A 13504-nucleotide genomic window follows, 5' to 3' on the forward strand; every position below is an offset into this window, starting at 1 on the left:
CGAGAGGCGCGCCGTGTGCGGCGGCCCCGGGGTCGGTCCCGTCCCGTCAGGGTACGACGGTGAGCACCTGGCCGGCCGGGCGCGTACCGGCGTAGGCGTAGACGTGGACCTCGACCGACCGGCCGGGCTTCGCCGGGACGAGGGAGAGCGCGAGGACGCGACCGGCGCCGTCCTTCGCCACTGACCGCACCCGCACGGGGGCCGCGGGGGAGACGACGACGGTACGGCCGTGGGAGCAGTCGGAGGAGACGGAGACGACCCGGGGCGGCGGGCCGCCGTCGTGCCGGGTGGCCGAGGCGGGAAGCCGGGAGGCGGCCGGGGCGGCGGGCATGCCCCGGGTGGACGGGGTGAGACGGGTCGTCCCGATCCCTTCGGCGCCGCTCCAGAAGGTGACCCCGCACAGTTTCAGCGGGGGCGCACCGCTGCGGATGTCCGGTCCTGAACAGCCGACGACCGCGAGCGCCAGACAGACGGCCGCCGACGCGGTACGGCCACGGCGGCGCGGAGTTCGGACCATCGGCGTCCCTTTCGTACGGCTCGGCGCTTCATGTGCCGGCCGTCTTCTCAGACGCCGAAGGCACCGCGAACGTTCGTCACGAGCTCTCCCGGACCACCAGCTCGGTACCGGCGAAGGTCGGCGCCGGGGCCTCGTAGTCGCTCTCCACCTGGCCGCGCAGCAGGGCGAAGGCGTCGCGTCCCAGCCCCTGGAAGTCCATCCGTACGGTGCTCAGGGCCGGGGTGAGGAAGCCGGCGTGCGGGGCGTCGTCGAAGCCGATGACGGCGACGTCACCCGGGACCGACCGGCCGGCGTGGTGCAGGGCGCGCAGCACGCCCAGCGCCAGGTCGTCGTTGCCGCACAGGATCGCCGTCACCTCCGGGTCACCGGCGAGTCGCTCTCCCTCGTCGTAACCGGTCTGCGCGTCCCAGCCGTTGCCGCCGCGCGGTTCGGGCGGGGTGACGCCTGCCTCCTCGAGTGCGGCGCGCCAGCCCTGGGCCCGGAGTCCTTCGGAGCGGCCGGTGCCCACCGAGGTCGGGATCGCGACGTGGTGGACGGTCCGGTGTCCGAGCCGGAGGAGGTGCGCGGTGGCGGCACGGGCCGCCTCCCGGTCGTCGGCCCACACGGCCGGGCGGGGAGGCCTCCGGCCGTGCGCGGGAGCCTCGACGACCGCGGCGCACGGGACGTCCGCCGGGATCCGGCGCAGCGCCGACGCGCCGAGCCGGTCGAAGCCGATGACCATCAGACCGCCCCCGCCGGCCACGGCCGAGGAGATCGTGCGGTCCAGGTCGTCCTCGGGCGTCAGCACCTTGACGCCCAGCGAGTAGCCGGCCGCCCGGGCCGCCTCCTCCAGGCCCTGCAGGGTGGCCGCGTAGCCGTAGAGGGTGGTGTTCGCCGTCAGGACGGTGACCGACCGGGTCACTCCGCTGGCCAGCGCGAACGCGGTGGCGTTGCGACGGAAGCCCAGTGTCTCGATGGCCGCCTCGACGCGCGTGCGGGTCTCCTCGCGGACGTTCGGATGGGCGTTGATGACCCTCGAAACCGTCTGGTAGGAGACGCCTGCGGCGCGGGCGACATCGCGAATGCTGGCGGCCTTGCGGGGTGCCTGACCGCGATCGGTGGCCCTTGTGTGACCGGTCACATCCATGGAACGATTGTGACCGGTCACATGACGCATCGTCAATGCGTCCGTCTATGTGACCGCCGGTGCGACTGTCAACGGAAGGGAAGCCATGTCTCTCCTCTGGTCCCACGAGGTCCTCGGACTGCACGTGATCGCGGATTCCACCGGGGCCGTGCGGATGGGGGCGCCGGGGGAGGAGTGGGACCGGCTGCTGCCGCTGGTGGAGATCACCGCAACCGGCCACGGCCGTACCTGGTCGGGGGAGCGTTTCATCGACACCGCGATCGGTGAGCGCCTGACCTACCGCGGCCACCGGACGGTCCAGGACGGCATCTGGCAGTGCGCGGTCGTCGGACTCGCGGACCCCGAGACCGGTCTCGCCGCCGAGGTGAGCCTGCGCACCCGTCCCGGCGCCGGCTTCCTACGGGCGCAGGTGCGTGTGGTCAACGAGGGGGAGAGCGCACTGCGGTTGGAGAGCGTCTCCACCCTGACGCTCGGCGGTGTCGCGGGCGGTGGCCTCGACACGCTGACCCTGCACTGGGCGGACAACGACTGGCTCTCCGAATGCCGTTGGCGCACCGCTCCCTTCCGCGACCAGGTCGTCGACCTCAGCCGGTCCGCCCATGGCCGCGACGGGCGTGGCTGCTTCGAGCGGTTTTCACAGGGGAGTTGGTCCACGGGACGGCATCTGGCGACGGCCGGGCTCACCGACCCGGCGGGCCGCGCCTGGCTCTGGCAGATCGAGTCCAGCGCGGGCTGGCGCCACGAGACCGGCGAACGCGAGGGCGCCGCCTATCTCGCGCTGTTCGGACCCGACGACGCCCACCACCAGTGGCGCCAAGTCCTGGCCCCCGGCGAGGAGTTCACCACGGTCCCGGCCGTCCTCGCGGGGTCCGCGACCGACGGCCTGGACGCCGCGTTCGGCGAACTGACCGCCTACCGCCGCCTCATACGCCGCGAGCACCCGGACCACTCGGCGCTCCCGGTGATCTACAACGACTACATGAACACCCTGATGGGCGACCCGACCACCGACAAGCTCCTTCCGCTCATCGACGCGGCGAGCGCCGCCGGGGCCGAGGTGTTCGTGATCGACGCCGGCTGGTACGACGACGACGCGCAGGGCTGGTGGGACGCCGTCGGTGCCTGGGAGGCCTCCGACAGCCGCTTCCCGGGCGGCATCCAGAAAGTCCTGGAGGCCATCAGGGCGCACGGGATGACCCCGGGGCTGTGGCTGGAGCCCGAAGTGGTGGGCGTGCGCAGCCCGTTGGCCCGGACGCTGCCGCCCGAGGCCTTCTTCCGGCGGGGCGGAGTACGGGTCACCGAGCACGGCCGCCACCACCTGGACCTGCGCCACCCCGCCGCGCGCGCCCACCTCGACCGGGTCGTCGACCGGATCGTGGGGGAGTGGGGGGTCGGCTATCTGAAGCTGGACTACAACATCAACGCCGGGCCGGGCACGGAGAACGGCGACGAGAGCGCCGGCGCGGGGCTGTTGGGCCACCATCGCGCCCACCTCGACTGGCTGAACTCCCTGCTGGACCGGTATCCCCGGCTGATCCTGGAAAACTGCGGTTCGGGCGGGCTGCGCATGGACTACGCCCAACTCGCCGTCGTACAGCTGCAGTCCACCAGTGACCAGCAGGACCCGCTGCGGTATCCGCCCATCGCGGCCGCGGCCGCCACCGCGGTGACCCCCGAGCAGGCCGCCGTATGGGCCTATCCGCAGCCGCGGTTCACCCAGGACGAGATCGCCTTCACCCTTACCGGCGCCCTGCCCGGCCGCATCCATCTGTCCGGCTTCCTCGACCGTATGAACCCGGAGCAGTTCGACCTCGTCCGCGCCGGCATCTCCGTCTACAAGGACCTCCGCTCGCGCATCCCGGACAGCCTCCCGTTCTGGCCGCTCGGGCTGCCCGCGTGGGAGGACGAGTGGATCGCTTACGGCTGGCACGACGACACGGACACCTGGGTCGTGGTGTGGCGTCGGGAAGCGGTCACGGACGGTCCCACGCGCACGCTCCCGCTCGCCCCTCTGCGCGGCGCGGACGTCCGCCCCACGGTGCTCTACCCCTCCACCGCCGACGCCACCGCGACCTGGGACGCGCCCGACGGGGAGCTCAGCGTGACCTTGCCGCGCCCCGGCACCGCCGTACTCCTGCGCCTCAGTTCGCCTTCCCGGTGAATCGGTCACCGGCCCCGCGCTCGACCTCCACCGTCGTGGTGACCCGTACCAGACAGGGGGTGCGCGGGGTGGAACCGAACCCGAACCTGACCGGTGGATCGACCCGGGCGAGGCGGCCGAGCGGTTCACCCCCGTACGTGGCGGTGGCCGACGCGATCAGGTGCAGGTCGTGGGCGCCGTACCACTCGCGCCGCCCGGCCCCCGCGCTCCCGCGGGTGCGGACGCCCAGCAGCAGAGCGGGCAGCACGAGGGCCGCGGCCCAGGCCGGCCGGGCCGACAGGGGACGGGGCGCGGCACGGAGGAGAAGCCCCACGGCACTCCGCCGGCCCGTGGTGAAGCGCAGTTCCAGAGGCCCCGCGAGGACCGTCCAGGTGCCGTCCGCGACGGACACGTCGACCGGCACGACCCGAACCTCGTCGAAGACATAGGTGTCGGCGATGAAGTCGGCCGTCCGACCCGAGGGAGCCAGCAACAGCCGATGTCCGTCGGGGCGTTCGAGCATCACGTCGCTGAAGATCCCGAACGGCGACCGCGCCCAGTGCCCGAGCACCACGCGGGTTCCGGAGGCGGTCCCGATCCCGGCGATCCATCCCTCGAACCGCAGCCGCTCGCGCCCGGTACCCGCCCTCACCGGGCCGCCGTACGCCGGCCCGGTGACCGGGCGCTGAGCAGCGGGTTCATTCGATCACTCCGATCGGGTCGGTGCCCGTGCGGACCGGCCGTGACACTCCCATGCGCACCTGCCGCACGCCGTCCGAGAAGTGCACCAGAGGTTCGGTGCGGGGCGCGGGAAGCCCGGCCGCGCGTGTCACCGTCTCGTCCAGCTCGAACAGGGTTGCCTCGCGCAGCGGCCATGGCTCGTGCGCGACAGGGGTGTCCCAGAGGGCGCCCAGACGGCGGGTGTACGCCCGCCAGACCTTCGCCGGCTTCGCCAACGCGATCATGCCGCTCCAGATCGGCTCACCGGACGTGGCCTTCCCGCGGCTGAACATGTTCTCCTACTGGCTGTTCCTGCTCGGCGGGCTCATCGTCATGGGCAGCTTCCTCACCCCGCAGGGCGCGGCGGACTACGGCTGGACCGCCTACACGCCGCTCAGCGGCCCGATCCGCAGCGGTTACGTCGGCGCCGACCTGTGGATCATGGGGCTGGCGCTGGCCGGGTTCGGCACGATCCTCGGCGCGGTCAACTTCATCACCACGATCATCTGCATGCGCGCCCCCCGGTATGACCATGTTCCGGATGCGTCTTCGACGCCCAGTACGGCGGGGCCCTGCTGTGGCAGCACCTGTTCTGGTTCTTCGGCCATCCCGAGGTCTACATCCTGGCCCTGCCGTTCTTCGGCGTGATCACCGAGATCATCCCGGTCTTCGCCCGCAAGCCGATCTTCGGCTACGTGGGCGGCCGGCTTCCTGGTGACCTTCCTCTTCGGCGGTCTGACCGGCGTCGTCCTCGGCTCCCCACCGCTGGACTGGCACGTCACCGACAGCTACTTCGTGGTGGCGCACTTCCACTACGTGCTGTTCGGCACGATCGTCTTCGCGATGTTCGGCGGATTCAGCGTCTGGTGGCCGAAGATGACCGGCACCATGCTCGACCACCGCCTGGAGAAGATCCACTTCTGGACGCTGTTCGTCGGCTTCCACACCACCTTCCTCGTCCAGCATTGGCTGGGAGCCGAGGGCATGCCCCGCCGCTACGCCGACTACCTGACCGCCGACGGCTTCACCGCCCTGAACACCGTCTCCTCCATCGGCGCGTTCCTGCTGGGGCTGTCCACCCTGCCCTTCCTGTACAACGTGTGGAAGACCGCCAAGTACGGCAAACGCATCGACGTGGACGACCCCTGGGGCTACGGCCGCTCCCTGGAATGGGCCACCTCCTGCCCGCCCCCGCGCCACAACTTCCACACCCTGCCGCGCATCCGCACCGAGTCCCCCGCCTTCGACCTGCACCACCCCGAGGTGGCCCGGCTGGACCAGCGCGAGCACACGGGCAAGCGCGACGCGATCGACGCCGAGGGGCACGAGAGCGACCGGTCGTGATCAGAGGCCGGGCCCGTGGCTCGCGCGCCGGCCAGGCCACCGCTCCGGCCGCCGAGGCGAGGGTTACCTCCAGGCCCGCAGCCACCGCGACGCCGCGCGCCGCCGGCGCATGCGTCCGGATTGCCGTACGGCAGGTTGGGCGCCACCGTCCCCGGCGGGAGCAGTCGCTGCGGCACGATCAGGTTCGGTGGCCGGTCCGTTTCGGGCCGGGCGCGTCGGGCACCCGGCATGCCCACGGGAGGATCCGCACGTCACCGCGTATCGCGGTCGGACACCGGTCGCTGAACACCCGTACCCGGCGGATCAGCCCGCCGACACACCGGACGATCCTGCAGAGGGCCCCTGATGACCGAGTACACCCCGTCCCAGGCCGAAGGCGAACGGGACGACGACATGCCGAGCGAGTCCGGACAGACCCGCGCCGACCCGCCCCGGACCACCCCCTCCCAGGCGGAAGGGGACCGCGAGGACGAGGCCGAAGGGGATCAAGAACCGTCCGACGGCGCCGGCCGGTCCGGCGCGTCGTCCGGTCCGGTCACCCGCGAGCACGTGCGCGAACTGCTCGCCGCGCGCCAGGACTCCGCCACCCTGGTGCTGCTGGAGGGCCGAGCCCGGGTGATCGCCGCCGAAGAACGGAGCACGGACTGGTACGCGGGCGCCGTCGATGTCATGTCCGGCGAGGAACTCGCCCGCCGGATCGGCACGGATTCGCCCTCGGACCGCGAACTGGACTTGCTGGCCGGCACGTTGAACACCATTGTGGCCCAACTCGGCGCCTGAGCACGGCGCGGACGTCACCTCGCCGGAGCGTCAGCCGTCGTAGGCACGGTCGGGCGCGACAGCGGGTACGGCGGCGGACAGCAGAGCCGTGATGGTGGCGCCGATGACCAGGAAGACGACGGCGCTGGCCAGTTGGGAGCCGGTGCTCAGACCGGTGGTGAAGGGCAGCAGCATCATCGCCACCGTGACCAGCGAGGCGATCCACGTGAAGAAGGCCCGCGGCCGGGCGACCGTGACCAGCAGCAGATGCAGCAGCCCGGTGGCCACCAGGGCGGCGACCGCGGCCCACGCCGCGAGGTAACCCGTGGTGGCGTCGCCCCACACCCCGGCCCGGTGGGGTGCGAACACCGCCACGTCCAGTACCCCGCGCATCAGCAGCGTGGCCACGACGGCGGCGAGCGCCGCCACCGCCGCCGTGGCGGCACCGGTGGCCCACAGCCGCCGCCACGTCCGACGGAGGTCGCTGGAGACGCCCGTCCTGGTAGTCGGCGGGGCCCTGGGGCGGATAGCTGCCGTACGGGTGGGGACCGGACACAGGATCACCTCACTGGAGACGTGTCAGTGCGCCCTGTCGGGTGCCCCGTCCGCGCTCCCTGATTGCAGCGCGGGACGACGGGCGGGACGATCGGCTGGATGGGGCTAGACCTGGTTCCCGCCGGGCGTGCTGTCCGCTACGGCCCTGAGTGCCGGGCGTGCCCCGGCCGGGGACAGCAGCGCTGAGGCGGCCCGGCCGTGCAGCTCGTCGACCCTCGTGGTCTGCCGTTCGGCCCGGCGCAGCAACTCCTCCAGCCGGTCGGAGTCCAGGCGCGGTTCGGCGGGGGCGGCGGAGAGCAGCGCGCGCCAGAGCATCGCCTTGCCGGTAATGCCCGTACGCAGCGCTTCGAGTTCGACGAGCACCGTGAGGCCGGATCGGCGCAACAGCCGGCCGTTCGGTTTCACCCGTGCGAGCTTCTCGCCCAGCCACGCCCCGTAGACCTTGTAGCGCCGCGCGGGGACGTGCAACTCCGTCATCAGACGCAGCAGGGCCCGCCGGTCCTGGGAGATCTCCACCTCCAGGCTCCGCAGCTCCTCGCCGTACGGGGTGTCACCGTGCTCCTGGACCATGCGGCGGGCCAGCTCCGCGCCGGCTGTGGCACCCGCCAGATGGTCGTTGAGATAGATCCCGAGGATTCTCTGCCGCCCGGGCCCCTCGCCCAGGCTTCGCACGTCAGTGCTCATGGTCTTCCTCCACCGTCGGCAACCTCTTGACGATCGGCGAGTGCCCCCGATGGCGCGGTCGACCGCCCGATTCGTCGCGCACGGCGCTTCCGGGCGCGTCCGCCGGCCCTGTACCAGCCCACTCCCGGCGCGACGGCCGGCGCGGCTTCCACCGGGTCGCCGCCGACCGGCTTGCTCATCAGCGGTGCCTTCCTGCCCCACCGGGGCCGCCGTGACCGAGGTCGGTGGCCACCCGCCACGGCACGATCAGGCGCCTGTCGGGTCGCCCTCGACCTGCCCGCTCGGGATCGGTGGCGCATCCTGTCCGTACGGGACGGCACCCACCGCCACCGAGCCGGCCGCCGACCAAGGAGGCATCCCGTGTGTCGTCTGTTCGGTCTCAGCAGCGCCCCGGAGCGCGCCCACGCCACCTTCTGGCTTCTCGACGCCCCCGACAGTCTCAGCCGGCAGAGCCATCACGACCCCGACGGCACCGGCCTGGGCTACTTCGACGCCGACGGCGCCCCGCACGTCGACAAGGCCCCCATCGCCGCCTACCAGGACCGCGCCTTCGCCCAGGACGCCCGGCAGGTGCGGTCCGCCACCTTCCTCGCCCATGTGCGCTTCGCCTCCACCGGCAGCCTGGAGGCCCGCAACACGCATCCCTTCGAGCAGGACGGGCGCCTGTTCGCGCACAACGGGGTCATCGAGGGCCTCGGCGACCTCGACGCGCACCTGGGCGACGACCGGTCACTGGTCGCGGGCGACACCGACTCCGAGCGGTTCTTCGCCCTGATCACCCGGGAGACACGCGACCGCGACGGTGACATCACCGCCGGCATCGAGCACGCCGCGCGCTGGATCGCCCGGAACCTGCCCGTCTACGCCCTCAACCTGGTCCTCGTCACCCGAGACGAACTCTGGGCCCTGCGCTACCCGGACACCCACGAGCTGTACGTCCTCGAGCGCCCGGCCGGTGGTCTGCACGGCGACCGCCACCTGGACCACAGCGGCTCGCACGGCCGCATGCGCGTCCACTCCGAGCACCTGGCGGGCCACCCCGCGGTCGTCGTCGCCAGCGAACGCATGGACGACAACCCCCACTGGCGGGCCCTGCGGCCCGGCGAGCTCCTCCACGTCGGCCCCGACCTGCACACCACCCATCACCTCGTCCTGTCCGACCCCCCGGCCCACCTGCTGACCCTGGACGACCTGCGCCCGGACGCCGCGGCCTCCCAGCGAGCCGCCTGAAACGGGCCCGCCAAACGTACATTTCGGGCTTATCGATCAGCGCGTTGGGCACGTGGGTGGCAGCGCCGGAGTACTTCGAGGAGTGCCGTGAACATACGCATCGGAGCGGAGGAGGAGTTCCACCTCCTGGAGGCGGAGAGCGGACTGGTCGTGCCGCGCGCCGACCAGCTGCTGCGACGGCTGCCCCGGCAGTCCTTCACCGCGGAACTGCACCAGTCCATCGTGGAGACGAACACCGGAGTGCACGCCACCCTCGACGAGCTGTACACCGACCTGACACAGACCAGACGGCGGCTGGACGCCGCCGCGTCCTCCCTCGGGCTCGCGGTGCTGGCAGCGGGCACAGCACCCTTGGCCCCCGCCGCCTCCGGGCACCCCACCGACGACGCGCGCTACCGCCACATGGTCGAGGAGTACCGCCGGGTCGCGGACGAGCAGCTCATCTGCAGCGCCCAGATCCATGTGGACGTACCCGACCGCGACACCGCCGTGACGGTCATGTGTGCGCTCTCGCCCTGGCTGGCCGTGCTGCTGGCCCTGTCCGCCAGCTCGCCCTACTGGCAGGGGACCGACACCGGCTACGCCAGCTGGCGCACCGTGCTGTGGCAGCGCTGGCCGACCGCGGGCCCGGCGGGCTGTTTCTCCAGCGCGTCCGCGTACGACGCCGCTGTGGACGACCTCGTGCGGTCCGGGATCATCAGCGACCCGGGGATGATCTATTACGACGTACGGCCCTCCGCGCACCTGCGGACGCTGGAACTGCGCATCTGCGACGCCTGCCCGCGGGTCGAGAGCGTCGTCCTGGTCGCCGGCCTGTTCCGCGCCCTGGTGACCGACGTCCTGGAACACCGCGGGGCCGGTGCGAGGCCCTGCGAAGGCCGCCACGAGTGGTTGCGCGGCGCGTCGTGGCGGGCAGCTCGATCCGGTCTGGAAGGCAGCCTGGTGGACCCCGAGACGCATCGGGACGCCCCCGCCGCACAGGTCGTCCGCAAGCTGCTCACCCGGCTGCGTCCCGCGCTGGAGGCGCACGGCGACTGGCAGACCGTCGGGGAGCTGACCGAGGCGGCCCTGGCCGAGGGCAGCGCCGCCCGTCGGATACGCCGCACCGCCCAGGCGGAGGGGCTGCCGGCCTGTGTGGACATGCTGATCGACGAAACCCGCGGCGAGCGCCGCGGGCCGGGGCAGGGACCGGCCGGGCGGGAGACGGCGCCGCCCCCGGCCTCCGGTGCGCCGCCCCCGGCCTCCGGTGCGGCGCTCCCGGCCTCCGGTGCGGCGCCCCCGGCCACCGGCGCGGCGGCTTCCCGTCCCGGCCGGCCGCGCGAGCTGCGCGGCGTTTGAGTACGCCCACGTGGTCAACACGGAGCCCAGAGCGCGAAGACCGCGCGCCCGTCCGGCACGATGCCCGGACTCGGGGACGGACGTGGGAGGAACCATGGATCACTCACGGGTGCCCGTTCTGGAGGCGCTGGAGGAGTTCCGGCGCCGCGGAGACGTCGTCTTCGGGCCACCCGGTCACAAGCAGGGCCGCGGCGCCGACCCGTGCGTGGCCGAGATCGTCGGCCTCGACGTGTTCCGTTCGGACGTCCTGTCCCTCAACGGGCTCGACGACCGCCGCCAGTCCCAGGGCTGAGCCAGGCCCAGGAGCTGATGGCGGACGCGGTCGGCGCCGAGCAGGCGTTCTTCTCCACGTGCGGCAGCTCCCTGTCGGTCAAGACCGCCATGCTGGCCGTGGCCGGTCCCGGCGAGAAGCTGCTGATCTCCCGCAACGCGCACATGTCGGTGATCTCCGCCGTCGTCGTCAACGGGGTCGAGCCGATCTGGGTGCACCCCAAGTTCGACGAGGAGCGGCACATCGCCCACCCCCCGGAGCCGGACGACGTACGCCGCCGCCTCCAGGAACACCCCGACGCGAAGGGCATGCTGCTGATCACGCCCACCGACTGGGGGACCTGCGCCGACATCCGGGGCGTGGCCCGGGTCTGCCACGAGTTCGACGTCCCGCTCATCGTCGACGAGGCCTGGGGCGCCCATCTGCCCTTCCACCCCGAGCTGCCCGCCTGGGGCATGGACGCCGAGGCGGACCTGGTGCTCACCAGCGTGCACAAGATGGGCGGCGCGATCGAGCAGAGCTCCGTCTTCCACCTCCAGTACGACCGCGTGTCGCCGGAGGCGCTCAAGCAGCGGGAGGACCTGCTCGGCACCACCAGTGCCTCCACGCTGGTGTACGCCACCCTCGACGGCTGGCGGCGCCAGATGGTCGAGCACGGGCACGCACTCCTGGACGCCGCCCTGCGCCGCGCCGAACGCATCCGTACGGCCGCCGGTGATCTGCCGGGCCTCAGGCCCATGGGCCAGGAGATCGTGGAGGAGGGGCTGGCCGCCGACTTCGACCCCCTGAAGATCGTGATCGACGTACGGGAACTCGGCATCAGCGGCATGCAGGCCGCCGAGTGGCTGCGGGCCGAACGGCATGTGGACGTCGGCGGCTCCGACACCTGCCGCCTCAGCGCCTCCATCACCCACGCCGATGACGACGAGACCGAGAAGGTGCTGCTGGACGCCCTGCGCGCCCTGGTCGACGGCGCCGACACCATCGAGCGCCGGCCCCCGGTGCGGCTGCCCGCGCCCTCGGCTCTGGAACTGGAGCAGGCCATGCTGCCCCGGGAGGCCTTCTTCGCCGAGGTCGAGCACGTGCCCGCGGAGAGCGCCGCCGGCCGTATCGCCGCCGAGATGATCAGCCCCTACCCGCCGGGTGTGCCGGCCGTCGCCCCCGGCGAGGTCATCACCGACGCGGTCCTGGACTACCTGCGCAGCGGCGTCGAGCACGGCGTCCTGATCCCGGACGCCGCCGACCCCTCGGTGAAGACGCTGCGGGTGGTGGCGCGGCGCTGACCCCGGTCGTGACGGCAGTGCGCCAGGCCTTCGCAGAACCCGGCCGACTCCACCTCGGCGAGGAACGGCTCCAGCGGGGACTTCATCCGTGGTAGTGCACGGGCAGGATCAGCCGCGGATCAAGGCGGCCCGGCTCCGCCCCCTGTGCGCCGTCCATGGGCATGACGAAGCCGCCGGGCAGACGGGTGCAGCCCAGATGCTGCACGGCGAGGTCGGCCGACTACCCGCCCGGGCGGACCTCAAGGCCGCGGGTTCACGCGATGCCAGTGCGGGCGGGTGTCACCGCCACGGCGTCCGGCCACGGAGGCGCAGCGCGGGCAGACCCGCCGCACCCGGTCGGCCGCACCCCCGGACTCGGGGAACGTGTCCGTCCAGGTGACGTGCGCGAAGCGCACCAGCTGCGAGCGGCTGAGGGACAGCCCGCACACTGTCTGGTTCATGCCCGGCTCCCAGGCGTGCACCTCGCCGGCGGGCAGCCTGCGTCGGCCCTCCTCCTCGTCCGTCCACTGCCCCGACGCGGCGACGGCGTACCGCCTGACACCTGCCATGGCCTTCCCCTCCTCGCTTTCCCGCCGCACATCACGGCGTGAGCCGGTCCTCGTGGCCGCCGCGCCACTCGGTGAGCAGAACGGTCGCATCGCCACCGGTTGTCACGCAGCAGGACCGGCAGAGGATGTCCGCGGTTGATCCAGGACAGCCGGCCGGTCGCCATGTCCAGAGCCGCCAGGGTGGCCGTGACATAGCGACTGGTGCCGAACTGCTCGACCAGGGCGTTCTCCACCAGACGGCTGGTCTCCGTCAGCGTGGCGCCCTGGCGGCGGGCGTTGCGGCAGGCGGCCACCGCGACGCTGGCGATGATCCCCGCGGCGGTGTCGTGACCCATCGCGTCGAAGACCCCGAGGTGCAGAGTGCGGTCGGCCACCGCGTAGTCGAAGGCGTCACCGCCCATCTGGTACGCGGGCTCCATCACGGCACCGACGACCGCGTCGTGCCCGGCGTAGGCGAGCGGGGGCGTGAGGTTCCACTGCATCTCCGCCGCCACGTTCATCGGCTCGGTGCGGACCAGACGGGCATAGGAGTCACTGAAGGAACGCTTGCTCAGCAGCAGCAGCGCCGTCATCGACGCCAGGTCACGCAGCGCCCGGCGGGTGTCGGCGTCGTCGGTTTCGGTGTAGGCCCGCAGCACGCCCAGCCGTTCCACCCCGTCGGTGACGGCCACCCACCACCGGTGCCGGTCCGGACCGTCCTCGCCTCCCGCGGTTTCGGAGAGCAGAGTGACGCGCTGATAGGCCTGGCCGGGCAGGCTGCCCCCCACGGTGAACTCCTGGCCGCCGGCGCCCGCGTCCGGCCCCGCGCCGGTGAGCTGGCGCAGCACCGTCTCGCGGAGGTCGACGACGAAGACGAGCGTGTCGTGCAGGCCGACCGCGCCGGCGTACTCGGCGATCATGCCCGGGAGTTCTTCGAGGGTGGCGGTATGGCTGTCCTGCATCAGCCGTACCAGGCTGCCGCGGCGCGGTCCGCCACACCGAACACCTCC

13 protein-coding genes and 2 pseudogenes are annotated in these 13504 nt (G+C 72.5%); 6 read left to right on the top strand and 9 right to left on the bottom strand.

Going from position 1 to position 13504, the window contains the following annotated elements; all coding sequences use genetic code 11:
* Positions 1-46: 46 nt before the first annotated feature.
* Both ACWCQ1_RS30340 and ACWCQ1_RS30345 read right to left on the bottom strand, forming a co-directional pair.
* The gene (locus tag ACWCQ1_RS30340; protein ID WP_358602732.1) at positions 47-517 is read right to left on the bottom strand and encodes a hypothetical protein; all 471 of its coding nucleotides are present in this window, start codon (positions 515-517) and stop codon (positions 47-49) included.
* A 76-nt stretch (positions 518-593) separates the two neighbouring features.
* Positions 594-1643 carry a LacI family DNA-binding transcriptional regulator gene (locus tag ACWCQ1_RS30345; protein ID WP_358602734.1) on the bottom strand — a complete coding sequence of 350 codons (1050 nt, stop codon included), beginning with the start codon at positions 1641-1643 and terminating at the stop codon, positions 594-596.
* 85 nt (positions 1644-1728) lie between these two features.
* On the opposite strand from ACWCQ1_RS30345, the gene ACWCQ1_RS30350 reads away from it, so the two are divergent.
* Positions 1729-3804, top strand: a complete 2076-nt coding sequence (locus tag ACWCQ1_RS30350) for an alpha-galactosidase (protein ID WP_451027816.1) — start codon at positions 1729-1731, stop codon at positions 3802-3804.
* Here ACWCQ1_RS30350 and ACWCQ1_RS30355 read toward each other — a convergent pair.
* On the bottom strand, positions 3785-4435 hold the full coding sequence (locus ACWCQ1_RS30355) for a hypothetical protein (RefSeq protein ID WP_358602740.1): 651 nt from the start codon (positions 4433-4435) through the stop codon (positions 3785-3787). The two genes, ACWCQ1_RS30350 and ACWCQ1_RS30355, sit on opposite strands and share 20 nt — an antisense overlap.
* Before the next feature lie 46 nt (positions 4436-4481).
* Positions 4482-4796 carry a DUF2071 domain-containing protein gene (locus ACWCQ1_RS30360; protein ID WP_358602743.1) on the bottom strand — a complete coding sequence of 105 codons (315 nt, stop codon included), beginning with the start codon at positions 4794-4796 and terminating at the stop codon, positions 4482-4484.
* On the opposite strand from ACWCQ1_RS30360, the pseudogene ACWCQ1_RS30365 reads away from it, so the two are divergent.
* Both ACWCQ1_RS30365 and ACWCQ1_RS30370 read left to right on the top strand, forming a co-directional pair.
* Positions 4705-5847 (top strand): annotated as a pseudogene (locus ACWCQ1_RS30365) (cytochrome c oxidase subunit I); the annotation flags it as partial. The gene ACWCQ1_RS30360 and the pseudogene ACWCQ1_RS30365 sit on opposite strands and share 92 nt — an antisense overlap.
* Positions 5848-6192: 345 nt before the next feature.
* Complete coding sequence (locus ACWCQ1_RS30370; RefSeq protein ID WP_451027817.1) at positions 6193-6627, top strand: hypothetical protein; 435 nt, start codon at positions 6193-6195, stop codon at positions 6625-6627.
* A 30-nt stretch (positions 6628-6657) separates the two neighbouring features.
* Here ACWCQ1_RS30370 and ACWCQ1_RS30375 read toward each other — a convergent pair whose 3' ends face one another.
* Together ACWCQ1_RS30375 and ACWCQ1_RS30380 are read right to left on the bottom strand one after the other, a co-directional pair.
* Positions 6658-7170, bottom strand: a complete 513-nt coding sequence (locus ACWCQ1_RS30375; RefSeq protein WP_358602749.1) for a DUF6069 family protein — start codon at positions 7168-7170, stop codon at positions 6658-6660.
* A 96-nt stretch (positions 7171-7266) separates the two neighbouring features.
* On the bottom strand, positions 7267-7845 hold the full coding sequence (locus ACWCQ1_RS30380; RefSeq protein ID WP_451027818.1) for a hypothetical protein: 579 nt from the start codon (positions 7843-7845) through the stop codon (positions 7267-7269).
* A gap of 360 nt (positions 7846-8205) precedes the next feature.
* On the opposite strand from ACWCQ1_RS30380, the gene ACWCQ1_RS30385 reads away from it, so the two are divergent.
* The 3 genes and pseudogenes from ACWCQ1_RS30385 (at position 8206) to ACWCQ1_RS30395 (ending at position 11967) form a co-directional block, all read left to right on the top strand.
* Complete coding sequence (locus ACWCQ1_RS30385; protein WP_451027819.1) at positions 8206-9075, top strand: class II glutamine amidotransferase; 870 nt, start codon at positions 8206-8208, stop codon at positions 9073-9075.
* Positions 9076-9168: 93 nt separating this feature from the next.
* Positions 9169-10413 carry a carboxylate-amine ligase gene (locus tag ACWCQ1_RS30390; RefSeq protein ID WP_451027852.1) on the top strand — a complete coding sequence of 415 codons (1245 nt, stop codon included), beginning with the start codon at positions 9169-9171 and terminating at the stop codon, positions 10411-10413.
* 94 nt (positions 10414-10507) lie between these two features.
* Positions 10508-11967 (top strand): annotated as a pseudogene (locus ACWCQ1_RS30395) (aminotransferase class I/II-fold pyridoxal phosphate-dependent enzyme).
* 82 nt (positions 11968-12049) lie between these two features.
* Here ACWCQ1_RS30395 and ACWCQ1_RS30400 read toward each other — a convergent pair.
* The 3 genes from ACWCQ1_RS30400 to ACWCQ1_RS30410 are packed head-to-tail and all read right to left on the bottom strand — an operon-like array spanning position 12050 to position 13456.
* Positions 12050-12172: a hypothetical protein gene (locus ACWCQ1_RS30400; protein ID WP_358602761.1), complete on the bottom strand. Its 123-nt coding sequence runs from the start codon at positions 12170-12172 to the stop codon at positions 12050-12052.
* Positions 12173-12206: 34 nt separating this feature from the next.
* Positions 12207-12515 (bottom strand): hypothetical protein, encoded by a 309-nt coding sequence (locus ACWCQ1_RS30405; RefSeq protein WP_358602764.1) that lies wholly within the window; start codon positions 12513-12515, stop codon positions 12207-12209.
* Positions 12404-13456 carry a PP2C family protein-serine/threonine phosphatase gene (locus tag ACWCQ1_RS30410; RefSeq protein WP_451027820.1) on the bottom strand — a complete coding sequence of 351 codons (1053 nt, stop codon included), beginning with the start codon at positions 13454-13456 and terminating at the stop codon, positions 12404-12406. The genes ACWCQ1_RS30405 and ACWCQ1_RS30410 overlap by 112 nt, the downstream gene beginning before the upstream one ends.
* Between the last annotated feature and the right edge of the window lie 48 nt (positions 13457-13504).

It is taken from the genome of Streptomyces sp. NPDC002144, from assembly GCF_053593695.1.